The sequence below is a fragment of the Prosthecobacter sp. SYSU 5D2 genome (assembly GCF_039655865.1).
In the GTDB taxonomy this organism is placed as follows: Bacteria; Verrucomicrobiota; Verrucomicrobiia; order Verrucomicrobiales; family Verrucomicrobiaceae; genus Prosthecobacter.
On sequence record NZ_JBBYXL010000010.1, the window covers coordinates 140,644 to 166,877 of the forward strand.

19 protein-coding genes are annotated in these 26,234 nt (G+C 59.2%); 7 read left to right on the plus strand and 12 right to left on the minus strand.

Annotated features, from left to right (window positions below; genetic code table 11):
* Positions 1 to 29 precede the first annotated feature (29 nt).
* On the plus strand, positions 30 to 1,028 hold the full coding sequence (locus tag WJU23_RS17640; protein WP_346333927.1) for a sulfite exporter TauE/SafE family protein: 999 nt from the start codon (positions 30 to 32) through the stop codon (positions 1,026 to 1,028).
* A gap of 10 nt (positions 1,029 to 1,038) precedes the next feature.
* On the opposite strand, the gene WJU23_RS17645 is transcribed toward WJU23_RS17640, so the two are convergent.
* The 3 genes from WJU23_RS17645 to WJU23_RS17655 form a co-directional block, all read right to left on the minus strand.
* Positions 1,039 to 4,119: a DUF2339 domain-containing protein gene (locus WJU23_RS17645; RefSeq protein ID WP_346333928.1), complete on the minus strand. Its 3,081-nt coding sequence runs from the start codon at positions 4,117 to 4,119 to the stop codon at positions 1,039 to 1,041.
* Positions 4,120 to 4,229: 110 nt separating this feature from the next.
* Complete coding sequence (locus tag WJU23_RS17650; RefSeq protein WP_346333929.1) at positions 4,230 to 7,712, minus strand: autotransporter domain-containing protein; 3,483 nt, start codon at positions 7,710 to 7,712, stop codon at positions 4,230 to 4,232.
* Positions 7,713 to 7,975: 263 nt separating this feature from the next.
* Positions 7,976 to 10,825: an autotransporter domain-containing protein gene (locus tag WJU23_RS17655; RefSeq protein ID WP_346333930.1), complete on the minus strand. Its 2,850-nt coding sequence runs from the start codon at positions 10,823 to 10,825 to the stop codon at positions 7,976 to 7,978.
* Positions 10,826 to 11,110: 285 nt separating this feature from the next.
* Between WJU23_RS17655 and WJU23_RS17660 the strand changes: the two genes are divergently transcribed.
* Positions 11,111 to 11,485 (plus strand): NADH-quinone oxidoreductase subunit A, encoded by a 375-nt coding sequence (locus tag WJU23_RS17660; protein WP_346333931.1) that lies wholly within the window; start codon positions 11,111 to 11,113, stop codon positions 11,483 to 11,485.
* Between the two features lie 19 nt (positions 11,486 to 11,504).
* A complete protein-coding gene (locus WJU23_RS17665) occupies positions 11,505 to 11,822 on the plus strand; it encodes a Dabb family protein (protein ID WP_346333932.1) in 318 nt (105 codons plus the stop codon).
* A gap of 12 nt (positions 11,823 to 11,834) precedes the next feature.
* On the opposite strand, the gene WJU23_RS17670 is transcribed toward WJU23_RS17665, so the two are convergent.
* The 5 genes from WJU23_RS17670 to WJU23_RS17690 form a co-directional block, all read right to left on the minus strand.
* Positions 11,835 to 12,710, minus strand: coding sequence for a DUF6268 family outer membrane beta-barrel protein (locus WJU23_RS17670; protein WP_346333933.1), 876 nt, complete (start codon positions 12,708 to 12,710; stop codon positions 11,835 to 11,837).
* A gap of 70 nt (positions 12,711 to 12,780) precedes the next feature.
* Positions 12,781 to 14,667, minus strand: a complete 1,887-nt coding sequence (gene nagB / locus WJU23_RS17675) for a glucosamine-6-phosphate deaminase (RefSeq protein WP_346333934.1) — start codon at positions 14,665 to 14,667, stop codon at positions 12,781 to 12,783.
* A gap of 202 nt (positions 14,668 to 14,869) precedes the next feature.
* Complete coding sequence (gene eda, locus WJU23_RS17680) at positions 14,870 to 15,502, minus strand: bifunctional 4-hydroxy-2-oxoglutarate aldolase/2-dehydro-3-deoxy-phosphogluconate aldolase (RefSeq protein ID WP_346333935.1); 633 nt, start codon at positions 15,500 to 15,502, stop codon at positions 14,870 to 14,872.
* An 89-nt stretch (positions 15,503 to 15,591) separates the two neighbouring features.
* Positions 15,592 to 16,467, minus strand: a complete 876-nt coding sequence (locus tag WJU23_RS17685) for an Ig-like domain-containing protein (protein ID WP_346333936.1) — start codon at positions 16,465 to 16,467, stop codon at positions 15,592 to 15,594.
* A gap of 228 nt (positions 16,468 to 16,695) precedes the next feature.
* Positions 16,696 to 17,814 (minus strand): hypothetical protein, encoded by a 1,119-nt coding sequence (locus WJU23_RS17690; protein ID WP_346333937.1) that lies wholly within the window; start codon positions 17,812 to 17,814, stop codon positions 16,696 to 16,698.
* Positions 17,815 to 18,165: 351 nt separating this feature from the next.
* On the opposite strand from WJU23_RS17690, the gene WJU23_RS17695 reads away from it, so the two are divergent.
* Positions 18,166 to 19,266, plus strand: coding sequence for a serine hydrolase domain-containing protein (locus WJU23_RS17695; protein ID WP_346333938.1), 1,101 nt, complete (start codon positions 18,166 to 18,168; stop codon positions 19,264 to 19,266).
* Between the two features lie 66 nt (positions 19,267 to 19,332).
* Here the strand turns inward: WJU23_RS17695 and WJU23_RS17700 are convergent, their stop codons facing one another.
* Complete coding sequence (locus tag WJU23_RS17700; protein ID WP_346334059.1) at positions 19,333 to 19,863, minus strand: LysR substrate-binding domain-containing protein; 531 nt, start codon at positions 19,861 to 19,863, stop codon at positions 19,333 to 19,335.
* Positions 19,864 to 20,226, minus strand: coding sequence for a LysR family transcriptional regulator (locus WJU23_RS17705; RefSeq protein WP_346333939.1), 363 nt, complete (start codon positions 20,224 to 20,226; stop codon positions 19,864 to 19,866).
* 138 nt (positions 20,227 to 20,364) lie between these two features.
* On the opposite strand from WJU23_RS17705, the gene WJU23_RS17710 reads away from it, so the two are divergent.
* Both WJU23_RS17710 and WJU23_RS17715 read left to right on the plus strand, forming a co-directional pair.
* Complete coding sequence (locus WJU23_RS17710) at positions 20,365 to 21,318, plus strand: zinc-binding dehydrogenase (protein ID WP_346333940.1); 954 nt, start codon at positions 20,365 to 20,367, stop codon at positions 21,316 to 21,318.
* Positions 21,319 to 21,491: 173 nt separating this feature from the next.
* Entirely contained in the window at positions 21,492 to 22,145 is a 654-nt protein-coding gene (locus WJU23_RS17715; RefSeq protein ID WP_346333941.1) for a hydrolase, read from the plus strand.
* 175 nt (positions 22,146 to 22,320) lie between these two features.
* Here WJU23_RS17715 and WJU23_RS17720 read toward each other — a convergent pair whose 3' ends face one another.
* Positions 22,321 to 24,312 carry an FAD-dependent oxidoreductase gene (locus tag WJU23_RS17720; RefSeq protein ID WP_346333942.1) on the minus strand — a complete coding sequence of 664 codons (1,992 nt, stop codon included), beginning with the start codon at positions 24,310 to 24,312 and terminating at the stop codon, positions 22,321 to 22,323.
* A gap of 350 nt (positions 24,313 to 24,662) precedes the next feature.
* The gene (locus WJU23_RS17725) at positions 24,663 to 25,043 is read right to left on the minus strand and encodes a hypothetical protein (protein ID WP_346333943.1); all 381 of its coding nucleotides are present in this window, start codon (positions 25,041 to 25,043) and stop codon (positions 24,663 to 24,665) included.
* A gap of 556 nt (positions 25,044 to 25,599) precedes the next feature.
* Between WJU23_RS17725 and WJU23_RS17730 the strand changes: the two genes are divergently transcribed.
* Positions 25,600 to 26,145, plus strand: a complete 546-nt coding sequence (locus tag WJU23_RS17730) for a hypothetical protein (RefSeq protein WP_346333944.1) — start codon at positions 25,600 to 25,602, stop codon at positions 26,143 to 26,145.
* The last annotated feature ends 89 nt before the right edge of the window (positions 26,146 to 26,234 follow it).

Consider the following 26,234-nt stretch of genomic DNA (forward strand, 5'->3'; position numbering starts at 1 on the left):
GATAAGCTCCTGCTTGTCAGTGCAGACGAATGTTTCGCAGCAAAGTATTTACGTTTTGGTTCATCGGTGCGCTCATCGTCTGGGCAGGGCTTTTTTACAGCTTCTCGGACCTGGCTTTCCTGGCCTCTCATCTTCATTACCCGGCCATCATGGTGGTGGGGGCTTTCGTGGCCGGGCTGACACCGGAGGGCGGCGGGGCGGTGGCCTTTCCGGTGCTGAGCGTCTTCTTCAATATTGACCGCGTCATCGCCCGCGATTTCAGCCTGATGATCCAGAGCATCGGCATGACCAGTGCCAGCATCTTCATCCTGAGCAATCGGGCCAACCTGCTGCGGGCCTACAAACCGATGCTGTATTTTATACCGGTCGCCTTTGTGGGTTTTGTCATCGGGATGCTGACGCTGCAGACGATGCCGGTGTATATTATCCAGGCTCTGTTTCTCAGCCTCATCACCACCTTTGCCATCGCCTACATCAACAGCAGCCATCGTGGCAACCGGGTCCTTTTGGAGTATAAGGGCGGCTGGGATGCGGTTTATCTGGGAGTGATCCTGCTGCTGGCCGGGATGTGCGCCAGCCTGTTCGGCACCGGGGCGGACATCATCCTTTATACACTGCTGGTGACGCGGTTCACGATGAATGAAAAGGTGGCCACGCACCTGAGCATCATGCTCATGGCAGCCATGAGTGTGCTGGGGTATGCCTACCGTCATTTCGTGGATGCGGGTCTCTCGCACGACCAGGTGCGGACATGGCTGTGTGCGTATCCGGTGGTGCTTTTCATGGCACCCTTCGGCACCTACATCCTGCACAAGATGAATGTGGAATGGATGCTGCGTGGCGTGGTTCTGCTGAATGTCGGCCAGCTTCTTTACTTCAATCTGAACAAGCCTTCCGTGGAGAAATTCATCGCCTCTGCCCTCTTTTCCATCGTCCTGATGCTGGTTTTTGCCGTCACTCTTTCACGCCTGGCGAAGAAGAGCCGGAAGGTCAGTGAAGAAGCGCTGCCGCAGCCGAAGGAGGCGTAAAATTCCATTTCTACCCCGCCCTCCCCTGCCGCGCATAGAAGCGCTGGTAGAGGAAGGAGGCACCGAGGGCGATGAGGGCGACGACGATGAGGGCGGCGATGCGGTAGATGCTTTCGATGTTGGCAAGATCGTGGAGGAAGAGCTTCAGCAGGGTGATGCCCATGAGGGCGATGCCGGCATAGCGGGCACCTTTGGCATCCAGGCGGAAGCCGATGATGAGCAGGCTGAGAGCAAAGAGAGCCCAGGCGATGCTGAAGGTCATGCTGCGGGCGAAGTCGCCGCCCCAGCGGGTGGAAATGAAGCGCTCGCCGACGGGAGTGAAATAATCGGCGATCTCGATGTTAACGAGGAGGAAGAGCAGGATGCCACCGAAGCTCCAGAGCCAGGCGCGCAGGTTGATTTCGCCCAGGCGGTCACGCGGCGGGGCCAGCCACCAGGCGGCGGCGAACATGGCCATGGCGGTGATGCCATAGGCATAAAGAAACCAGTTCCAGACGGGGGGGCCGCTGCGCTCGTGATACTCCAGCACCAGAGGGTTCAGCGACAGGCGGACAAAGGCGGCGGTGAGCAGGCCCAGGCCCACCCGGCGGAGGCCGCTGTGCGGGACGCGGGTGAAGAGCCAGCACAGCGCGGCTCCTTCCAAGGCCCAGCCGAGGGTCAGCCACTGGCGGTCAAACTGGACCGGAAAGATGAGCGTGATGAAGGCCAGGGCCACGCCCCCGAACCAGGCAAGCTGCGTGTTGCGCACCAGCCGGTGGATGAGGCTGTCCGCAGGCAGGGGCATTTTAATGACGGCATAGAGCGAGGCCAGCGGCGGCAGGGCCAGCAGGGCAGGCACCCAGCCCATGCGGTTCTCCATCATGGGCAGGGTATCGCAGACCCAGTAGATGAGCAGCCCTTGCAAAAGCCAGGTGCTGGCGGAGACGACCCACGGCAGGGCCACTTCTTGAAAGCGTGATTTCCAGACAAAGGGATAGCTGGCGAAGAGGGAGGCGATGCCCAGAAACCACCCGAGTGCCATCCAGGGGCGGTCAGGGTGGAAGTGCAGGTCCATCCAGACATGCTGCAGCAGCCACATGCAGATGAGCGCGGCCAGGCCGAGCGCGGGCAGAAGTGACAGGCGCATGAGGACCAGCAGGCCTAACGACAAGAGTACGCCAAGGGTGAAGACCGGGGTGGGGTTGACCAGGTTCAGCCGGTAGGTGGCGATGATGAGCAGGATGAATGGCAGGCTGGCGGAGGCCATGGGGAGCTGGCCTTCCAGGCTGGTCAGCCATTGAGTGCCGCTGGGTTTTTCACCGCCCTGGCGCAAGCGCACTCGGGCGGAAAGCACGGCTCCGGCAGCGGCAAACACCAGGGCAAAGCCGCCCAGGGTAAACAGGAAGCACCACGGCCCGGCCAGCGGATCTAGCCGGAAAAGCCAGAAGCCCATGGCCAGGAGGGTGACGCAGAGGGCCAGCAATACTGGGGCCAGCGCGAAGGTGACCGCCGCCACCGCAATGGTCATGAGGTTTAGCAGCAGGACGGTCGGCCAGATGAGCCAGGGCACCGTCGGCAGGGCAAACATGGGCGCGATAACCAACAACACCGCGACGGGGCCGAGCCAGATACCATGCTTCTGCGCCTGCATCGTCTCTGGTTTCTTGCGCATGGCCAACAGGGCAAAACCGGTGTGCATGAGACCAAAGACCAGGTAACTGACCAAGGCGGGGATCAACGTCGCATCCGTGAGGCGAAGGGAGCTCCACACGGCCAGATGCACAAAGCTGAGCAAGGCGGCCACCCATTGTGCCAGGGCCACCCGTGGCTGCGTCCAGATCTGCAAGAGCACGGCGAGATTGATGGCAAACAAAAAGCCGTTCAAGACCAAAGGCCGCGAGGTGATGTAATCATGATTCAGGAATACAAAGGCCACGACGAAACTCCACGCCGCGAGCGCCAGCCCGCCATACGCCGGATACAGCGAGGCGTTTTCTTTTGAAGCCAGGCTACTGCGATCCTGCGGCCGGTGCAGCCACCAGGTGGCTGTGGCGAACAGGGCCGGGAAGAAGACATGCACGGTGACCGGGATCCAGATTTTCGCGCCCAGGTGGTATTCACCCCGGTGGAACCATTCGGCAAACCAGCCCGCCTCCAGCAGCAGCGTACCAGCGGCTCCGCAGGCGATGAGGTAAAACCAGCCACGCTTTTTGGCCACCGCCATCAGCCCCAGGTCAATGAGCAGCACATAACCAAACAGGCCTAACGGATTGTCTGTTCCGGTATTGACAAAGATGGGCGTGAGGAAACCTCCGGCCATGCCCAGCACGGCGATAACGGGGGCCTCCATCCTCACGGCCAGTACAAAGGCACCGGCCGTGATCAGCGACATGTAAATGAACGTGCTCAGCGTGCCAAAGGCCGGGAAGTGATACAGCTCATGCGCGGCATAGGTGACGCCATAAAGAATGAGCACGCCCGTGGCCGCCAGGGTCTGCGCCAGCACCGCATAGTCTTTGCTGCGGCGCATGACGATGCCTGTAGTGACCAGGCTGCCGCCGATGATAAAACCAATGATTGTCCGCAAAGCAGGCGAGATGAGATTGCGCTCAAAGGCATACTTCACAAAAAAGACGATGCCCAAAAACAGCGCCAGCCCTCCGATCCAGGCGAAGAGCTTGACGCCCAGGAACTGCTCCAGCGAGATCTCCGGTCTGGCAATGACAGCCGGTTTGATGACGGGTGCGGGTTTAGGCGGCAGTGGCTCAGGGGAATTGTCCGCAGGCGGTGGCAGAGGCGGTTCTTCGATCTTTTGAAAAACCGGGAGCGGCGGGGGTAAAGGAGGCTGGGGGACAAAGACGGGCGCTTCTACACGAGGCAAGAGAGGTTCAGGTGCTGCCAGGACCGGGAGCGGCGGCTCTTCCACCGGCAGGGTGGGACGGTGGGAGATTTCTTTCTGAAGCTGGGCCATCTGAAGGCGCAACTTTTCCATCTCTTCGCGCAGGTCCGAGGCTTCCTTGCGTGCCGCAGAGGCTTGAAACCAGGCGATGCCCGGGCTGGCCAAAAAGTAAAAAAGCACTCCGAGGCCCAGGAGAAAACCGAGAATTTCCATGGCCCATCTTCACCGAGGCGAAGGCAATGTGCGACAAGGAAATCAACGCAAAAAGGCCGCCTCCCGAAGGAGACGGCCCATAGATTTGGATGCCTTTCGAGGCGGTCAGCTTAGAAGCTGATGCGCATGCCGAGCGTCACGTTGTGGGAAGAGTAGTTCTCACGTCCGACCTGGCCGGAATAAAAGGTATAGGCGCTCACCGAAGGGGTGAACTGCACATTGAAACCTGCGGTGATGAGGGCGCTGTCGCGACCGATCTCGGGACCGTCCACACTGAAGACCGGGCCGGGGCCGGAGGCGAAGGAGGAGTCCATGGACTGGGTGCTGTCCATAAATTCGTGCTGCCAGGTGATGCGGGCCATCGGAGTGACACGCACGCCGCCCACCAGGGTGGTATAGCTGATGCGCGCACCCAGGTTGGACCGGAGGGATTCCTGATGCTGGTCAGGATAACGCAGAGGTGTCAGCGAACCGGATTCGGTGAAGCTGTCCAGGCTGACCCGGGTATAGGCCAGGGAAGCGACGGGGCCGTAGCTCCAGTTGCCTGAGCGGATGTTATACCCGCCGTTGAGGAGGGCGCTCATTTCCAGACCGTTGGTGCTGCCTTTGGCGCGGCCGAGGAGGGCTTCGCGCTCGGTATCGTATTCGTTATACGCCAGGCCCAGGAGACCATCCAGATAGAAACCGCCGCCAAAGACGGTCGCATAGACAGCGCCGCGATAACTTTCGGTATCAATGCTGCCGCCATTGATGAGACTGGCATCTGAATCGGCATAACCGCCGGTGATGCCGATGGCAAAGTTTTCATTCACCAGGTAATCCGCGCCCATCATGGCACCGATCATGTTGAAGTCATAACCGCTGGCGTTGGAGGTGCCGTTCACATTGGCACCGCCGCCGAGACCTTCCACAAACAGATTCCAGCGACCTTCCTGGGACGCAGGGGCGGCTTCCGGGGCGGTGTCCACCACGCCTTTGCCACCTGTGGCAGATGCGATGCTCTGGTCCTGGGCATCTACCTCGCCACCGGCGCGGCGAGCACCGAAGCGCACCTGCTCCAGATGCTGCTGGATGCGGGAAGCCTGGATCTCGGCTGCATGGAAACCCATCTGGAAAATGGCTGTCAGCTCATCTGGAGCGATCAGGTCATAGAGACCTGGCAGGCTGGCCAGAGGCTGTGCATTGAGGTAAGTCAGTGCGCCATCCAGATCTCCCGGATTCACGGCCTGGTAACCGTCCAGACCTTCGCCGACGGAGTCCTGGTTGGGGGTGAGACCTGGAGGGGAAGTGTAGGAGTCGCGAACCCAGGTGACATACGCGTTGTTGGCGTCATAAGTGATCGTGGGATAAAGCAGAGTCTGGCCTTGGGCGTAATTGATGACGCGGTCAAACTGGGCGTTATAAAACTGCGCTTCAGGCAGGTTGGAGGCGAATTCGCCGGTCCGGCCGCCGACAGTCTGGACGATGGTCTGCATGTCGCCAGCAGAAGTGCCTGCACGGGCTCCATTCGGCACATAGTTGCCGCTGGTATTGTAAAGGAAGACGGTGCCGCCGGTCAGGGTGGCGATGCCGCCCGTGTTGTATTGGGTATAGGAACCTGGGGTGGTGCCTTGCAGATGCAGGCCGATTTCGCCACCGCTCTGGGTATAACCGCCGACGTTAATCTGAAGGACCTGGCCGTTCAGCGTATCCACATAACCCTGCTGGATGTCCAGTGTGCCGGTGCCGTAAGGGGTGCCTGAAATGGCGGAGGGATTCCCCGCCAGGACAATGCCGGTGGTATTGATGATGCTGCCGCCGCTGAAGGTGTTCGTGCCTTCGAAAACGGTCGTGCCAGGGCTGATGACAAGCATGCTGCCCGTGCCGCTGATGACGCTGGTGGAGGCCTGGGAATTGCTGCCAGGGGCGATCCAGTGGAGTTCTCCATTGTTTACCACGTCGTTGGCCCAGTTGCCGCCGTCAATGAGGCTGAGGTGAAGTTCAGCTCCGGCATCAATGGTCACGTTTGAGAGAGCGTTGATGGAGCCGGAGGTGCCGTCGCCGATCTGCAAAATCCCGTCCGAAACCAGGGTGGTGCCGGTATAGGTATTGGTGCCCAAAAGCACCGTGGTGCCTGTGCCGCTCTGTTCCAGAGCGCCTGCACCGCTGATCACGCTTGTAGATGCCTGGGTGTTGACCCCTGCGGCGATCCATTCCACGGTGCCAGTATTGGCCACCTGATTGCTGAGGATGCCACCGTTCACGAGATTGATGAGCAGAGTCGCGCCCAGATCCACTGAAACAGGCGAAGTGGCAAGAATGCTGCCGGTGAGGCCATTGCCCAGCTGCAGGGTGCCTGCGGAAACGTTGGTTGGGCCGGTATAAATGTTTTCCCCGGTGAGGGTGAGCAAGCCCGTGCCTGCCTTGGTGAGACCGATGCCGCCACCGATGACACCGCTGACGAGCATGCCGTCATCATTGTTCACCGTGATGGTCTGGGAAGTGCCAGCCAGGGTCAGATTGGAGGCAATGGTGAGCAGTCCGGCTCCGTCGTTGACCCGGATGCCTGTGATGAGACCGGCCCCGTTGATGGTCAGGGTATTCGGCCCGGAGATGCTGACGGCGACATTGTCATTGATGATCAGACTGGCGATCTCCTGATTCTTGTCCAGGAGGGTATCCTGGTTCACCGGGACCACACCGGTCACGGAAAAGATGACGTTGGCCCCTGCGGCGGCGAGGTTGGCATTCACTGCGCCCGTGGTGTCTGGGGACCAGTTGGTGCCGGACCAGAGGTTGCCTCCGGGACCCACGTCTCCCTTCCAATAGGTACCCGTGACCGGGTCCAGAGCGGCAGCCGCCCCATTGTTGACGATTGCGCTGTCCAGGGTGACGGCTCCGTTAATGGCCAGTGCCCTGCCGTTGGAGATCCCGGCCCCGGTGGCGAGGGTGATGCTCTGATCCGCCAGAATGTTGCCATAAAAGTCGGTCCCAATGCCCAGGGTGGCGGAAGTGCCAATCTGCCAGAAGACGTTGGGTGACAGGCCCAGGCCAAGAAAGTCCACGGCAGAGAAATCCGCCGTGGTCAGGGTGGAGCCGATGAGAAAGTGAAAGGTCTGGTTGGCCAGGCCGCCGGGGTCCAGGGTCAGGATACCGGTGAGCTGGGCGGAGGTATCAAAGTGGTAAACGCCGGGAGAGAGAGTCATGCCGCCGAGGTCCGAGCCCGTCAGGTCAGTATAAATCAACTGGCCCGCGATCAAATTATAGGCGGTCACAGTATCCGCATGGGCGGCGACTGCCGGGCCGTCGCTGCCGGTGTAAAGAGTGCCGGTGAGGCTTCCTGGAGGAAAACCCGTGATGGCGGAGCCAGGGCTGACGCCGAGATCGCCGGTGATGAGAGTGGGTCCGGTATTGGTCACGGTGGATCCACCGAGCACGGCGAAATCTGCGGCAGCGCCGAGGGACTGTCCGTGAGCGGCGGGGGCAAAGAAAGCGAATCCGCCTGCCAGGAGGCATAAACTGCCACAGGCTTGTTTGAATAGCCCTTTAAAATTCGCGGCTGAGAAGCGCGAACCGAACCCGGGGCGGCTTGGTTTATGGATAATTAGTTTCATTATGGTAATTCTTTCTTTTTTCGTAAAATTATAATCTGGCCCATTAACGGTTAATGAAATTAATTGTCAATGAGTAATGCCCCTAAATTGAAAATATATATTTCGTTAACGCATCAATCAGACGGCTTTCTGGAGATTAAATTCACTCGTCTTAATTCATTGTATATGAATGTTTTATGACTCTTTCAGAAATGAGCCCCATAAAAAGGCCGCCTCCCGAAGGAGGCGGCCAGATGGATTTTGTGCCGTTCAGGACGTTCAGATCAGAAGCTGATGCGCACGCCGAGGGTCACGTTGTGGGAGTCGTAGTTTGTCCGGCCGAGCTGGCCTGTATAGAAGGCATAGGCGGCGACGGAAGGATTGAACTGAACGGTCAGACCCGCTGTGACGAGGGCGCTGTCGCGGCCCATTTCAGGACCGTCCACGGTAAAGACCGGACCAGGGCCGGAGGCGAAGGAGGAGTCAATGGACTGGGTGGCGTCCATGAACTCATGCTGCCAGGTGACGCGGGCGGACGGGATGATGCGCGCGCGGCCGGCAGGGATTGAATAACTGATACGGGCACCGAGATTGGTGCGGAAGGATTCCTGCTCCTGGTCGCTGTAGCTCAGCGGGGTGAGGGAGCCGGATTCCGTGAAGCCGTCCAGATCCACCCGTGTATAAGCCACGGAGGCCACCGGACCGAAGGTCAGGTTGCCTGCGCGGAAGTCATAGCCCGTGTTCAGCATGGTGGTAAATTCCAGGCCGTTCGTATCGCCGGTCGCGCGGCCCAGGAGGGCCAGGCGGTCGGTGTCATACGAGTTATAGGCCAGGCCCACAAGGCCGTCGAGGTAGAAGCCGCCCTTGAAGAAGGTGCCATAGATGGCAGCGCGATAGCTGTCGGTCTCAATGCTGCCGCCGTTGATGAGGCTGGCATCGCTGTTGAGGTATCCACCGGTGAGGCCGATGGCGAAGCTCTCATTGACCAGGTAGTCCACCCCCATCATGGCTCCGTACATGTCGAAGTCATAACCTGTTGCGTTGGAGGTGCTGCCGACGTCGGCATTGCCGCCCAGACCTTCGATGAACATGTTCCAGCGGCCTTCGGGGCTTTCCACTGCGGGAGCGGGATCTTCAACGTGCTTGCCACCGGCGGAAGCCTGGATGCTGTGGCTCTCTTTGTCACCCATGGGGCGGCGGGCGTTGTTACGCACGTATTCCAGATGCTGGACGATGCTGGCGGCCTGCATTTCAGAAGCATGAAAACCCATCTGGAAGATGCCGGTGAGCTCTTCTGGAGCGATGAGGTCATACAGGCCGGCCAGGGTACCGATGGCCTGGGCATTGAGGAAGGTCAGGGCACCGCCGGCATTGCCTGCGTTCAGTAAGGCAAAACCGTCCAGACCGCCGGCCACGGAGCGCTGGTTGCGCGTGAGGCCGGGAACGGACTGATAGGAATCCCGCACCCAGGTGACATTGGCGTCGTTCACATCATAGGTGATGGTGGGATAGAGGAGGGTCTGGCCCTGGGCATACACGAAGGTCTGGTCGAACTCGGTGTTATAGATCGTCGCAACCGGAGTATTGGAGGCAAATTCACCCACCAGACCACCGGTGGTCTGGACGATGGTCTGCATGTCTCCGGTCGGATTGCCCGCCCAGGCGCCTTCGGGGACGTAGGTGCCCGTTTCGTCATACAGGCTGACGATGCCACCACTCAGGGCGGCGGAACCGGTCACGTTATACTGTGTATAGGTCCCTGGCAGGGTGCCGAGAAGGCTGATGGCGATCTCGCCTCCACTTTGAACATATCCGCCGACATTGATCTGGAGGACCTGGCCGCCTACCGTATCCACAAGGCCCTGCTGGATTTCCAGAGTGCCAGTGCCGAAGGCGGTGGAGGTCAGGAAGGGGCTGCTTACCAGGACAGTGCCGGGGGTATTGATGAGGGTACCGCCGGAGAAGGTGTTGTTTGCCTCAAGCGTGGTGGTGCCGATGCTGGTGATTTCCATGCTGCCGGTGCCGCTGATGACGCTGGTGGCGTCCTGGGTATTGTCCACAGGGGAGATCCAGTGGAGTTCGCCATTGTTGGTCACGTCATTTTCCCAGATCCCGCTGTCGGCGAGGCTGATGTGCAGTTCACCTGCGGCACCAATGGTCACGTCTGAGAGAGCGCTGATGGAGCCGGATGTGCCGTCACCGATCTGCAAAATACCGTCCGAAACCAGGGTGGTGCCGGTATAGGTATTCTCACCCAAAAGCACCGTGGTGCCTGTGCCGCTCTGCTCCAGAGCACCTGCGCCGCTGATGACGCTGGTGGAGGCCTGGGTGTTGGTCCCTGCGGCGATCCATTCCACCGTGCCTGCATTGGCCACCTGGTTGCTCCAGACGGTGCCGTCAGCCAGATTGATCTGGAGGGTGGTCCCTGCGGTCACTGTCACGTCTGAGAGTGCATTGAGGGAACCGGTGGTGCCGTTTCCGACCTGAAGCACCCCTTCGTTGATGACCGTCGCGCCAGTATAGACGTTGGCGCCGGTCAGGATCAGCTCACCGGTCCCATCCTTGATGAGGCCGATGGTGCCGGAGATTTCCCCGGAGATGTTCAGGCCGCCAAGGTTGTCCACAATGATGGTGTTGGATAAGCCATCCAGGACGACATCGCTGAGGATGGCGACCGGCCCTGCGAGCAGCCCGACATTGATGGCGGTAGCCGCATTGCCGTCGATGGTCAGCGTCCAGTCAGAAATGCTGGCGACTGCCGGGTCATTAATGGTTAGGCTGTTGACCGTCTGATTGGCACCCAGGATGGTATTAACCTGATTCGCGGGGTCAATAATGGTCGAAAAGATGACGTCAGAGTTTGGTGCCAAGGGGCCATTTGCGGCCACCCCGGTGATATCAGTCGTCCAGTTGTCACCGGCCCAGGAACTGTTGCCAGCCGCACCGTCCCAATAATAAGTAGCCTGCGCCGCAGCCGGGGTGTGAAGGAGGGTCAGTCCGGCAGCGCCCAGGAAAAGACTGCAGCAGGCGGATTTGACAGCAGCCCTGCAGGATCTGGTGATCGTATCTAGAGAGGAGGTCTTGCGACCTCTCTTTTTTGTTCCGGCGGGTGTTTGGCTTCTGGATCTTTTCATAGGAGTGTGCGCGTGTGTTTAGGGTGGTATGACCGCAAAGCGACCAGCAAGCCGACGGCGTTAGCCACCAGCGTGCCCCTTCATTCGCCCCCCTCCCGGATTCTGGTTGTGTCTCAATCGGCACATAATTTCCAAGAAATGGATTTTGAATGAATTCAAATATCTATGGAAACTATTTGGGCGGAGGCCCTCTTGATGCACCAAGCCAATCCTTTAGACCCTGCTAACCGGGCTGCTTGACGCTGCGGCCAGGGGCGTCTATTACTCCACGCTTCCTTTCCCGCCATGACCGAGAACTACCTTCCTGTCCTTTTGCAAGTCGCCATCGCAGGCGGCTTTGCCGCCGTCACACTGCTGGTTTCCGTGCTCTTCGGCAAATCAGCCAAGCGCAGCGCCATGAAGGACAGCTCCTATGAGTGCGGGATGCTTCCCCTGATGGAGGGCCAGCCCCGGTTCAGCGTGAAATTCTACATCGTCGCGATGCTGTTTGTGCTGTTCGACATCGAAGTGGTCTTTTTGTACCCGGGGGCCATCATTTATAAGGACTATCTGGCCGTTTTCGGAGCGGGCATCGCCTGGTCGGCTTTGGGCTTTATCAGCATCCTGGGCGTGGCTTTCCTTTATGCCTGGCGCAAAGGGGTGCTGGACTGGAAAAACTGATTCTTTTTTTGAGGCTGCCATGATTGCCTATCTCAGCCTCTACAAGCTCAGGCCGGAGGTTACGGAGGAAAAGCAGGAGGACATGATGTCGCGTGCGCGGATGTCTCTGCTGCGCATCCCCGAAGTACTGACGGTGAAAACGGGGAAACGGGTCAACCCCTGTGACCCGTTTCCCTGGTTCGTCTATTTGGAGGTGGAGAGCATGGACAAGCTAGCCATGTGCCTGGACGATCCCCACTACATTAAATTCCGCGATGAAGTACTGAAGCCCCATGTGGCGGAGCAAGAGGCGACCGCCTTTGAAATGGAGCCGCGCAAGAATGTGAAATACTCGTAGCCGCTTTTAGCATTAGAAGGCCCAACGGATGTTGAAGGCACCAAAAGGGGCCGGATCCAGATTTTCATCCACCAATACGCGCTCACGCGTGTCGCGGAGTTCAAATTCACCGGCAAAATTGATGCCCGCACGGAGGGAGAGGGACAGCTTGTCCGTGGCCTTCCAGATGATGGAGGCAGCCCCCTGCCAGCCTGAGAGATCCACGGTATTGATGCCATCCTGGCGGTCCACATCCCAGGAGCCGCCGCTGGGATACATACTGAGGCTGACGGTCACGGGATCACTGATCTTGTACCCCAGCACCATGAAGGGGGGCGTGACCTGGAGCGTCCAGTTTCCCGGATTCCAAATGAAGCCCAGAGCCGGAAGCAGGGTGCCGTCATCATTGGCATAACTGGCGAAGACACCACCGGCGATGGTGAAGGTCTCCGTAAACTTGTAGCCCAGGAGGCCGAGGGCGGAGATCTGGAAGTCATCAAAAGAGATGCCGTTGAAATCGGTGCCAAGCCCTGGAGTGACGAAACCCAGGCCCCACCAGTTGGAGGTAGGGGAGTTCCAAAAATAAGACACCTGAAGCTCCAGGTTGTGCAGATCCATGCGGTCACCCGGATCAAAGTTGAGCTGGGTGATGTTGTACCCGAGCGAGGTGGCAATGCGCCCGCCCTCCCCCACCTTGGTGCTCCACACGGGGAGGATGGTGCGGAGTTCAAAGACCTCCAGGCTGCCACGGATGCTGCCGTCGAAATCCTGCCCGCCAATGACGGTGGTATCCACCATGTAACCTGGGCGGCCAAATCCGAAGGCCGCAGGGTCAATGAGTTCGGCAGCGGAAAGAGGACCTGCCAGGGACAGGGCGGCGATGATGGAAAGGCTGGCTTTGGAGAGCATATCTTTACAAACGGAAGCCGTTTCTTCCGGGATGCGTGGACCTGAGCAGAGTGGAAAAATAAGCAGTTCTTTAGACCCGGCTCCAGCGCTGGAAGGTTTCAATGGCTTCGTATTCCGGCAGGCCGAGGGCATCGTAATGCTCGGCGTTCTGGCGGTTGGATTCCGGGGAGGAAAGCTCGAGGCTGGACAGGGAGCCGTAGCGTGAAAGGGCGCGGGCTTTGCGGCCGAGCTGCATGGGGCTGAGGGGCACGGCCATGTCAATTTCGTGCGCGGCCAGGGGTTTTTCCTTGCCGCGATACAGCCACAGGCTGGTGCTGCCGGCCCAGTCCTCGCCTTTGCAGGCTTTCATGGCGCTTTCGAGGACGCGGAAACAGATGCCGGAGACGCTGCTGGGATCGGCGGCATCGCCAGTGGTATAGATCTGGTGAGGTTTGTTTTCGCGCAGCAGGGCGGTGAGGACTTCGACATCCTCCGCACTGCTTTTGAAGCGGCGGTAACGGCCCTGCTCATAAAAGGGCAGGTCCAGAAAGGTAACGTGGTCCGTGCCGACATTGCACGCGTGGGCGGCATCACGCAGCTCGCCGCGCAGGATGAGGCCTTTGAGCTGGCGGAGGACGGGTGTGTCCTCGCCGAATTCACCCTTCTCTTCCAGCAGGCGGAGGACTTCCCGTGCGTAGGCGGTCTGGTTTTGCCAGGCAGGGCTGTCTTCGACGACACCCGCCAGCTCCAGCAAGGTGCCGGCAAATTTATCGGCCTCGCTGTCGGCCACGCGCAGGCTGCCGCTGGTGAGGGCGACGATGCGGACATCGTGCCCCTGCTCGACCAGGCGCTCGATGGTGCTGCCCATGGCGACGATGGCATCCTGGGGTTCCGGGCTGAAAACGAGGACGCGTTTTGGATACGGTGTGGCGCGCTCAGGGCGGTAGGTATCGTCCTCGTTGGGCTTGCCGCCGGGCCAGCCGGTGATGGTGTGCTGGAGCTGGTTAAAGATGCGGATGTTAAGCTGGTAGGCGGGGCCCTGCTCGGAAAGAAGGTCGCTGAGGCCGTGCTCGTTGTAATGCTCGTCCGTGAGCTTCAGGACGGGGCGCTGGGTCTTGAAAGCCTGCCAGCAGACGGCGCGGCGGGTCTCGCGCGGGGTCCAGGAAACCGGGCCGACCAGCCAGGGCAGCTTGATGCGGGTGAGCTCGCGGGAGGCGCCGCTGTCAATGAAGAAGCGGGCATCCGGATGGTCCTGCAGGAAGGAGGCGGAGATGGCTTCCGTGACCTGGCCCTCGACGGCCTTGGCCACCATTTCGGCCTTGTTCTCCCCCCAGGCCATAAGGACGAGTTTTTTCCCTCGCAGGATGGTGCCCACCCCCATGGTGATGGCAAAGTGGGGCACGTTTTCCTCCCCCCGGAAGTCGGCGGCGGCGTCCTGGCGTGTGACGCGGTCCAGGGTGATGCGGCGGGTCAGGGAATCGCGGCTGGAGCCGGGTTCGTTGAAACCGATGTGACCGGTACGGCCGATGCCGAGGATCTGGAAATCAATGCCGCCAGCGGCGTCTATTTTCTCCTCATACTCGCGGCAGTGGGCGAAGACCTGATCTCCAGGGACCAGGCCGCTGGGGATGTTGATGTTCGCTTTGGGGATGTCAATGTGATCGAAAATCTGCTCGCGCATAAAGCAGGCGTAGCTTTCCGGATGGTCGCCGCTGAGGCCGTAGTATTCATCCAGGTTAAAAGTGATGACGTTCTTGAAGCTGAGGCCTTCCTCTTTGTGCAGGCGGATCAGCTCGCGGTAAAAGGGGACGGGAGTGGAGCCGGTAGCCATGCCGAGCACGACGTTTTTGCCTTGTTTGGCCCGTTCTTCGATGAGCGTCTTCACCTCGGCGGCCAGGGCTTTTGCAGCGGCACCGGAACTGGGGAAAACGTGGGTCGGGATGTGCTCGTAGGACTCAGCAAGGGTGCGGCGGGACATGGGGGCGATTGGGCGGAGGTTGGTGGGAGGATGGCGCGGGCCTGCAAAAGGGCGCATGACTCCATACGCCGAATCTGGCGATGTTTCGTCAGCGCTCAAGACCGAAGGTGACAACCTGGGAGCGGTGCGCGGCTTCTGCCCATACTTCTGTGACGTAGATGTGCTTTGACGGCACCCTTTTGAAGAAACGGCACAGGGCTGCTCAGGCAAGCGAGCGGACGATTTCCACGGTTTTGGCGGTGGCCTCCCGTACCTTGTCCCAGGCGGCTTCCTGCATCCATTCCCGCCGCACCATCCAGGTGCCGCCACAGGCGAAGATGTTGGGGTTTTTGAGATAGGCCCCGAGGTTTTCGAGATTGATGCCGCCGGTAGGCAGGAACTTCATTTTGGGAAAGGGACCTGTGAGTGCTTCGATGGCGCTGAGACCGCCGAAGGCATGGCTGGGGAAAAATTTGATGAGTTCTACGCCAAGGTTCTGCGCCTGCATGATCTCCGTGGGAGTGACGGCCCCGGGGATGACGAGCAGGTCCCGCCGCCTGCCGTGACGGAGAATGTTTTCATCAAAACCCGGGGTGACGATGAACCGTGCGCCGAGCCGCCAGGCGGCATCAAACTGGGCCAGGGTGGTGACGGTGCCCGCGCCGACAATCATGTCCCGGCGGTCAATGATGCGCTCCAGCGCGGCGAGCGAATCCGGTGTACGCAGGGTGATTTCCACCACGGGCAGACCGCCTGTAACCAGGGCATCTGACAAGGGTTTGGCGTGGCGATAGTCGTCTATGACAACGGCCGGAACGATGCGCTGCTGGGAAAGGAGATCGTAGGTCTCGGTCATGAAAATCGGGTGGCTGGGCTGAAGCTCTGAAGCTTTAAGGAGCTTCATTGCTCAATACCGGATTAATCCTGGCCGGTTACAAAAAATCTTTACGGGAGGGTGAACTTGCGGGAGATGACAGGCTGTGGCCGGGGTATGGCAGGTTCCGTGACGTCGGTCTCGAAGGGCTTGACCAGGCTGTTGCCGGCGAGATCTTCAAGAAGGGGATCCATGCGCAGCTCGTAGCTGCCGGGCTGCCAGGGTTGATCTGGCTTAGCACTCCAATGCGTGCCCGTCCGCAAAACGGTGGGGTGCAAGATCATATCCGCATCTGAGCCGATGGGCCGCACCGTGAGGGCGCTGGTGAGCATGGCGGTATCCAGCGGTTCATCAAAGGTGATTTTGAGCGGCTCCAGGGTGTGGGAGTGAGGCAGGTCCAGCTTCCATTCGGCAGGCTGCGGGCTTGAGTGATCGGCAGGGCCGACGGTGAGAGGAAACGATTCATGATTGCCCAGAGGCACTGCGTGCACGCTTCGCCAGGAGGCGGCTACGTGGAGAGTGTAATGACCGCCCTCGATCAAGACGGGGCCTTCGTCCTCGTTCAGGTTCACTCCGGTTTTCTGGCGGCCGGGATGGAACCAGACGGTCAGCCTTTTGCCATCGGGCGACCACAGTTCGGTTTCACGAAACGGGCCGTGGATTTCGTTTCCAGAGGCATCGGTGAGGCGGAGCTTTTCGAGGAATACCCCTTGCTCCATGGGCTGGCTGAAGTGGAGGTAGAGTTTCAGCGCATTGGCTGGCAGAGGCACGCCTTGAGGCCGCAAGGCGACGGCAGGCCGGGTGAGTTGGGCGGCTTCTAACGCTGTGGTGTAGGTGACCTGTTTCCCGGCTTCGTCATGCCACAGCAACTGATAAACCTGCCCGGCGATCAACGGCAGCGCAGGTTCAAAACGGAGGACACCGTCCTCATGCCTGGTGCTGCCCATGAGGGCAGGACCAGGAGCATCCTTGAACATCGGGCGGACCTCCAGACCGGGCGTCGCGGACGTTCTTCCTGCGACTTCAATCAATGCGGGAGTGAGCGTGACACTGAATGGAAAAGCTTTGTGGCCAATCCGGGTGAAGCCCCAGCTTATCACCATCGAGATGGCGATCAGGCATGAAGACCCATACAGCAGGAGCCTGAGGTCGCTCGCTCGATGCCACATCTCTGGTTAGGGCAGGGCCACGACTTCCAGGGAGATTTTGCCGTCGTTGTCCTTGAGGGCGATGGCGCTGGTGTTGTCCAGTTTGTCCACCTGGATGGCCCCGAAGAGGGCGTCCACGATCTCGATGCCTTCGGGTCCGGTTTTGGCCTTCACTTCACGCCAGGTGGCTTTTTCATTGGCCTTGTCCTCGCTGGCGTTGATGTGATCCATGCTGATGCGCGCAGCCCAGAACTTGCTCGGGCCAAAGAGGTTGTCCTTGAAGCGCTGGGTATGTACCACCACCCACTCCTTGCCGCTGCTGTCAGTGTAATCAAACAGGTCCAGGGGGCGGTTGCCGCTGCCCAACTCTACCATGCTCACGCCTTTGACTTTCGCGCCGTTCTCAATGTCATCCACGCGGAACTTGGCCACAGGCGTGCAGGCGAATGCGCCGACGATGTAGCGGCCGTCTTTGGCATTGTAAGGGATGAAGCTCTGAATAGGGGCCTTGGTTTCCCATTTTTTATGCGCCACATGGTAGGTCTCGGCGCTGAAGACTTCCGCCGTGCTGCCGTGTTTCACCGGGACCGGCAGGGTGAAGATGCGGCTGGCGAATTCCTCATTGCTGGAGCCGGTCGCGAAGACTTTTTCACCATCAAAGGCGACATCGGTGATCTTGGTGATTTTGGTCCCTGTGCCGCCAGGAAGCGTGACGCTGGAATAAGACAGGCCGCTGACATCCAGCGGGGCCACCTTGCCGGCGGCATCCACGGTGAGGATGAGCGCGGCATTATCCGGCTTGCGCTGCACGGCCAGGTAAACGGTGCCGCTGGCCGGGTTCACCGCCATGTCCACCAAGGTGATGTTTTCCGCTGTGGTACCCAGGCCGCCGGCGATGACACTGGTGATGTCCTGCACCGGCGCGCTAAGTTTGGCAAAAGGGCCTGTGTCTTTTGTCTCAATGGCCACCACGCTGGCCGCAGCGGTATCCGCCACCAGCAACAGACCCTCTTTGCCAAAGCCGAGAGACGTGATGCTTTTCAGCTTGAGCCCGTTCTTTTGCGGGGAATCGAGCAGGGCGGCGTAGGTGGTGGAGACCGTTGCCAGGGCAAGAACGGCGAGGCTGGAGAGGAGGAAAGGTTTCATGGCAGAAGGGTTGGTTATACCAAACGTCGCGGGATGGGGCGAGTTATCCGGGGAGTTACACAAGACCCGGGTTAAACTGCAGCATCAAATGAAGGTGACTTGATTGATCGACGGAATGCTCATAGGATTTGTGCTTGTGCCGGATAGACAGTGCGAGAATCAGCCAGCCATGAAAGATCCTGCTTCGCAAGCTCTGGGGAAGCTTTCGAGGCATTTCGAAGCGATAAGTTTGGGATTCCAATATTCCCCTCAGGAGGCGAAGAAGCCCTCCGAAGCTCGCAGAGCAAAGGATGGGTCCCACATACCGGATGACTCCTGGCCGCTGACGGTGTAGAAAGGCTACAATAAAGTATGAAACGACGCCACTTTATCCACAGCAGCCTGACGGCCTGCCTGAGCTCCCGTGTGTTCGGCTCCCTGCAGCAGGAGAGGTTCGACGAAGCATCCGATATCCTGGCACGCGCGACCGTGAATGGCGGGATAAGCACCGCCGTGTTGCATGTGAACCAGCGGGGAAATTCGTTCACGCGGGCGTTCGGCCAAGCTCCATCGGAACAGGCCATGTTTCTCCTGGGCTCGATCTCAAAGCCGGTCTGCGTCACCGCGCTGATGTCGTTGTTCGAGCGGGGCGAGTTCAAGCTGGACGATCCGCTGAAAAAGTTCATTCCGCAGTTTACCGGCGGCGGGAGTGACGATGTGACGATCCAGCACCTGCTCACCCACCTCTCCGGATTGCCGGATCAGTTGGTGGCTAACAATGAGTTGCGCAGCAAGCACGCCCCGCTCGCGGAGTTCATTGAGCACGCTATTCGTACTCCCCTGGGTTTTGCCCCCGGTTCCCAATATCAGTACTCGAGCATGGGGATTCTGCTCGCCACACATGTGGCAGAGATCCTCAGCGGCACGGATATCCTCACCCTTGTTGATCGCACGGTGCTCCGGCCGCTGCGCATGGAACATTCGGCGCAGGGGCTCGGCCACTTCAAACTCGGAGACATGGTGCAATGTCAGACCGATCGCGCAGCACCCGAATCCGGCGGCGGTGATCCCGCGGCGAAGAATTGGGATTGGAACAGCGAGTATTGGAGAAAGCTGGGCGCACCCTGGGGCGGCACCCATGCCTCCGCGCCGGACGTGGCGGCATTCCTCGCGGAATTTCTCAACGAGGCGGGCGCTGCAGTGAAACCTGAGACGGCACGCCTGATGGTCGCGAATCACAATCCACCCGGCATGACTCCACGCGGCCTGGGGCTGAGCGTCGGCCCGGCGGCAGGCATCGTCGGATGCTCGGAAAAAACGTTCGGGCACACCGGCTCCACCGGAACGATTGCCTGGGCAGATCCGGCCACGCGCACGATCTGTGTCGTGCTGACGTCGTTGCCCGCCCGGTCCGTAAATCCTCATCCGCGGGATCTCGCCGCGAATGCCGTCGCGGCCGCCATGGTCAGGTGATTGGGGTTCCCCTCTGGCCAGCGGTCTTGGCTGACGGTACCGGCCAAAATGCACCTGACTCCTTCGCTACTGGCTCCGCGCTTTATCAATCAGCAAACGAGTGAACCTCTCAGCATGAGGCTTGGGGCGCAAAGCAGGGAGCCCCATCACAATCGGGACACTGGGCAACTTCTGCACAAACGGCCTGGCGACCAGAGTCTGCGGCAAGATACCCGCGATCCCCTCGATGAGAATGGCCGCAGCATTTTGTGCTTCCAGCTCCACAAAAAGCGTGGAGAAGTTATCGTTCACCAGTGAAATGAATCGTGGCGAGATGCCAAAGGGTTTCAGCAGCTCGCGCGCGCTCGTCACATATTCGGGATAGTTTTCCTTCGCCAGACCCACCAGCCGCAATTCATTCACTCGCTCGACGGGGATGCGCTTCAGCTTCGCCAATGGATGCCTCGCCGGCAGGACCAGCACAGGCGGCAGGCGATGCAGCTCGGTCCATTGAAATCCCGGAATCCCGTTCGCGAAGGCAATTTTAGGACTGATCACAAGGTCGAGCCGGCCTTCGCCAGCCATTTCATTGATCTCTCGCGATGAAAGATCGGCCAGCTAGATCCTCACGCGCGGCGTGGCTGCTTGGAATTCTGCCAGCACGGAGGAGATGATGCCCGTGGTGATCGAAGAGGTGTAGCCCACCCGCAAAATCTCCTGGCCCGTTTCCCCACGCACCCGGCGGACCGCAACTTCCGCGCGCGCGAGCACTTCGCGTGCTTCTTCATAAAACACCTCACCCGCTTCCGTGAGCTTCACTGAGTTGGATCCTCGCACGAGGAGCGTCACTCCCAGTTCCTCTTCGAGGTCCTTCACCTGCCTGCTGAGCGGTGGCTGCGTGAGGTGCAGAATCTCCGCCGCACGATTGAACGATCCGTGTGAGGCGACAGCGACAAAATAGCGGAGGTGACGTAGCTCCATGAGCCCATCGTAGCTCAACCAAAAAGGTGGAGCCAGCCAATTAAATAGGCATTGGGCCGTTCTCCGCAATGGCCATATTTTCAGCACTTGCCCGGGGACAACCACCTGGCCAGTAAAATCCAAATTTAGGAGACAAACATGAAAGTGGTAATCATTGACCAATTTGGGCCTCCAGGCGTGATGAAGCTGATACATCAGCCCACACCCGATCCAGGTGACGACGAAGTTCTTGTCAGAGTGAAAGCGGCTTCCGTGAACCCTGTCGATATCCAAACCCGAAGGGGAGACTACAAGGATGCCATTGCCTTACCCGCCAGGCTCGGAGTGGATTGTGCAGGCGTGATTGAGAAAGTAGGTAAAGATGTCCAGGGTTTTCAGGTTGGAGATGAGGTGTTCTATGTCCCGAGGCTGCTGGCAAACGAGGGCAGTTATGCAACGCATCATGTCGAGAAAGCCTCCATCGTTGCCAAAAAACCTGAAACGCTTTCTTTTGAGCAGGCTGCGACGTTGCCGTTAGCCGCAGGTACTGCCTGGGAGTGTTTGATGGAGAGAGGGCGCTTAAAGTCGGGTGATAAAGTTCTCATTCATGGCGGGGCAGGAGGCGTCGGTGTGTATGCAATCCAGATTGCCAAGTTTTTTGGAGCCCATGTTGTCACGACATCGGGTCCGCATAACAAAGAGTTTGTTGAAGGCCTGGGGGCTGATGTCAGTTATGATTATCGGAGGGAGTCGTTGTATGAAGAGCTTCGTCACGACTATCCCGCCGGTTTTGACATTATCCTGGATACCGTGGGTCAGAAGACAATAGAAAACAGTCTTTCATTGCTGGCGGCCTCAGGACGGTTGGTTTCAATTGTGGATATGGCTGTGCCTCAAAACTTGATGAGTGGCTGGCTGGTGAATGCAGAGATCCATTTTGTTTTCACAACTCAATCCGCCAAAAGGCTCGCTGAACTTGCAAAGGCGGTCGATGCGGGTGGTATAAAGCCTGTTATTGAACGAGTGATGAAGCTAAGTGACATCGTGTTAGCTCATGAGCTAATCGAGTCTGGAAATAGAAAAGGAAAGATCGCAATCTCCATAGATGAGTGAGCTCCATAACTTCAAACGCAGCCCAACCTAGAAGGTTGAGCAGGCCAATAAACTAAATATTGGGCCGTTCTCCGCACTGGCCATACCCTCAACGGGTGGTCCGGAAACATCCGCTGAATACTCTGCTCAACGTCGCTCTCCGGCTCACAAGTGACTAACCCTAAAACACGTTTATGAATGACCCTAAGACCGGCCTCAAAGCCCTCCTCCGCCCCGAAGATAGCATCCTCGTGCTGATCGACCACCAGCCCTACCAATTCACCAACCTGAACAGCCACGAGCCGACAATGATCGTTAACAACGTCGTTGGCCTTGCCAAGGCCGCGAAGGTTTTCGATGTCCCCACCATTCTCACCACGGTGATCGAAGAACGCGGCGGCTATATCATCAAGGGACTTCAGGATGTTTTCCCCGAGCAAAAGCCGATTGATCGCACTTTCATCAACACGTGGGAAGATCCGAAGGTCACTGATCTGGTGAAGAAGAGCGGCCGCAAGCAGCTCATTCTCGCTGCGCTCTGGACAGAGATCTGCCTCGCGATGCCAGCGATCCAGGCGCTCGGCGAAGGCTACGACGTTTTCATCGTCACCGACGCCTCGGGCGGCGTCAGTGCGGAAGCCCATGACATGGCCGTGCGCCGCATGGTCCAGGCTGGAGCGGTGCCGGTCACATGGCTGGCCGTTGCCGCAGAATGGCAGCGTGATTGGGCGCGCGAGAAAACCGCCGCCGGACTCTCCAACGTCCTCCTCGAGCATGGTGGTGGCAGCGGGGTCGCCTTAGCATGGGAAATGCAACTCCTGGCGGGCGCCCAAGCGGCCAAGAAGTGAAGTAAAGTGCCGAGGTAACTGCCACCGCATTAGCACTGTCGGTCATCATGAGTTGATGGCAGCGAAGCTTGCCCGCGTCTTGTTAAGCTAACAGGACGCGGGCACAGTGTGAAGGACGGACCATCCTTTTCTCCCCGCTTCGAACGTCACGCCAGCTTTCGAATGAGGCTGCGCCTTACAGCTTCGGCAGCGAACCGGCCAGGCGGACAGTGAGCTGCTTCACCTGCGCGGCTGGGCAGGTCTTTCCGGCGCGGGCGTTCGCACGCCAGTAGCCTTTGGAATCGGGGAACAGGTTCGCGGAGGCAAGATGGTCGAGGGCTTCATCCACGGTGCTGACGGGCTTGGTAAGTCCGGCGAAGCGGATCAGCAGTCCGCCTACTTTCACCCCGTCAATGTTTTCGCCGGGCTTCATCTTTTCCAGCCAGGCAAGATCGCCATCCAGGACCTGGGCCTTTTTCAAACGCAAGACGGCTTCGCTGAAGGGATCCTTAACCTTGGCTTTGGCAGCGGGTTTCTCATCCTCGGCACCGGCGGGCCGGATTGCGGCGATGAGTGCGGCAGTGCCAAGATGGGCGCGGATTTTTTCGGCGGAGATGGACTGAACGCTTTGCTTTCCATCAATGGCTTGCGCGGCGGCGAAGGCAGAGGCCTGGCCGAGCATCATGAAGACCGGTTCCATGCGGATGGAGCCATAGGCCGCGTGGGTGGCGGAAAGGCACACCGGCACGAGCAGGTTAGTGCACTCTTTTTCCTTTGGCACGATGGCGCGGTAGCTCACTGGGTAAGGCCTGACCTTGACGAGAAAGGTGCCCTCACTTCTCAGCTGGCCTTCCGGGTCGGCAAAGCGCGAGGTGGCGTGGGAATCCATGGAATACGAGGCGAGCATGATTCCGTCCGGTGCCAGCCGGGTCCGCCGGCAGTCATGCTCGGTCACGATGTAATCACTGGTTAGGCGGCGGGCTTCGCGGACGTAAAGCTGGAAGGGCCAGCCGCCCGTGTCCGTGAACTCGTCCTTGGGAAATCCCCAGCGGAGCGTCTCGGTCCTGACCATCTCCGGCACGCGTGCGTCGTTGCCGAGGAACCAGAGCCAGCTCTGCACATAGTCCGCATGCTCCTGCCACATCTGCTCTCGCCGCGCATAGCTGGCCTCGGCCCATTCCGCGCTGCGGCCCACGAAGTCTGTGGAAAAGGGCCCGTGGTTGTTGGAGTCCGTCTTCCGGTTGGGCATCGGCGTGAGTTTGAAAAGAGACTTGCCGGGTATCGCTGCCTTGGGATTCGCGAGAATCCAGCGAAGGTGTGCTTCATACGCCAGAGGATCATAACCGGCAGGCTTCGTCACCGGCAGCCGGTTCTCGGCGGCGTCTGTCAGGCACAGGCGGAACGTGTAGGCCTGCACCCGCTTGTCCGCCGCACCAGTTTCCTGTGGCGGAGCAGGCTCGATGCCCGGCAGGAGACCACTGGTTGGATCGCCGGGAACCTTATACGGATCAACGGCCTTTTCGTTGGGATAGCGTGGCCTGGTGCCATTCAGCGTCTCGCCATGCTGGCTGTTCGCCTCGCGGCCCACGAAATGAGAGACCCCGGCACCGGCCATCAGATCGCCCTCATAGCTGGCATCAATGAAGACTTTTCCGCTGAAGGTCTTCCCGCTTTCGGCGGTGATGCGGACGATGCGGGTGCCTTCTTTTTCGACTCCGCCCGCTTCCCGCTGCAGACGCTCCCCGGTAATGACCTTCACGCCCGCTTCGGTGAGCATTTCGGTGAGGATCTTGTCCGCCACTTTCGGCTCGAAAAACCAGTGCGTCTCCAGGTGGTCACTGATGGCATCGTGATGCTTTGGCTTATACTCCGCGCGTGTCTCGTATTTCCAGGCCGCCGGGTCCTGATAGTGCTTCCAGACGCGGTGGTAAAATTCACGCGCCAGCCCGATGATGGTGGTCTTCGATCCAATGTCCGTGGCACCCAGTCCGCCCGCCGTCATGCCGCCGATGTGTTTCTGCGGCTCAATGAGGACTACGGATTTCCCCAATCGTCCGGCTTCCACAGCGGCAGCCACCCCGCCGCCAGTGGCTCCATAGACGACAATGTCGAATGGCTCCTCGGCTGCGGAGGAGATCCCTGAGAGCGAGAGGGCGGTGAGGAGAGCAAAGAGCGGGCGGCTTTTCATAAAAAACGTGAAGATGCTGGCAGGCAGGAGAGAAAAGGGAACGATGCGAAGAGCGGTGCGCTTATGAAAGAGCACAGGCTGGAGCCGCGCAAACTCAACCCGGTCATTTTTCCTGACAGGCATGGACATCAGCAAGAATAACGTGGTCGTGCAAACCTGGCTTCGCTTCGTCATCCAGGAAGCACACAGGTTTACCTGATCCGGCTATGCGACGCCGACGGCAGACGCACCCGCAGCCTGACTTCAAAAGTCTTCCAGCAGGGAGATCACTACCATCATTACAAACACCCACTCCGTTGTGAGACCTGAGGCCGGTGCCGGTTTTTGAATGCCCCTCAGCGCCTCTCAAATCAGGCGCTGGCCTTTGCGAGCATCCACTTTCTGGCTGTCTGCACCAGGCGCTTGCACCGAAAGAAGGTCCCATAGCGGTTGCTGATCGTGGGATGCCGGAGGACCGGGGACAACCATAAGGATTTCAGCAGGAAACCGGCGGCTTCGCGGAAGCGACCGGCATCATGATAAATGATGGCCGCTTGATAGTACGAAAAAGCCCAGGTCCTGTTCCAATCAGCACGCTGAAGCCTCTCCCCATGTCGCATCTGTGCCCGCTTCAGCACAGCCTGGCTGGAAGCCAGTTGCCGCAGGCCATTGTGGCTCATGCTCTGACCGTGCACACGATACTGAACCGTCACCTTGCCCAGGAGAAGCAATGGCCTAGGGGACGCGGCCACCTCAATCCAAAGGGACTTGTCTTCACTTCCGCGGTAGACCCGGTCATCGGTTTCAAAACCGCCGAGGGACAGGAGGAATTCCCTCTTCGCAAGCACCGTGGGACAAATGGCGTAAACATGACCACTTCCTCAAGCAGCACCCGCCTTGTCCCGTCAAAAGTCACCGGGTGCGGGACAATACCAAGGGGCTTGGCATCCGGGTCAACGAGATTTGCACAGCCGGCCACCACACCGGGCTCCTCCGGTGCCTCTTCATAGGCCTGCAGAAAGTTGACCACCGCGCCCGGGGCCAGCATGTCATCCGCATCCAGGGAAATCACAAACTCATGGCTCGCCTCCCTCATTCCCTGGTTCCTGGCCGCATCCATACCCCCTGTTTTTTTTCCGCAGACACCGCACTGGCGGCAGATAAAGATTCTGATGGCGCATGAAGGATGCATACTAATGAGCAGGCAAAGCCGGTCAAGATGAGCTGCCCTGCCGGAAGGTAAGTGGCGGGCGTCTTTTTTTGGATTCCAGTTGCAATTCGTTCAGATCGTTCAATTAATTCTGAACGATGTCCGCAATATTCCACTCATCAAAAAGCTGGACGCAGGAGGTCCATCGTTTTGTCGAGGCTGGCGGAAACACCACCCATTCTTTTGGGCTTGGACGCATGATCGGGCGCATCTATGCCCTGCTTTACCTCACCCCGACGCCGCTGGCACTGGAGGAGATCGCAGCCCGGCTGGCCGTCAGCAAAGCCAGCGCCAGCAGCCTGGTGCGGCAACTGGCCGCCTGGCACGCCGTCCGCCAGATCTGGATTCCTGGCGACCGCCGGGATTTTTATGAAGCCGAGACCGACTTTTCCATCATCGTCAAAGAAGGCCTGATGCCCGGCATCCGTAAAAAGCTTCATTCCGCCGGCGTCCAGATTGAGCACACTTTGGCGGCAGATCTCGACGCAAAGTCTCCGGCTACCGCCTCATCTTCGGCATCTGAAATCCCTGCACTCACACACGCGGAGCAAACTGAATTGCGCCGCCGTTTGAAATCGGCGCAAACTCTCCACCGGCGTATCGACCGCCTCCTGGGCAGCAAGCTTCTCTCACGTTTCTTGTAACTTTTTCTTTGGGCACAGCCTCCTATGGCAACCCTGTCTTTATTTTTTTTAATCGTATGCCATCACCTTCAGCAGCCTTCGAATCCACT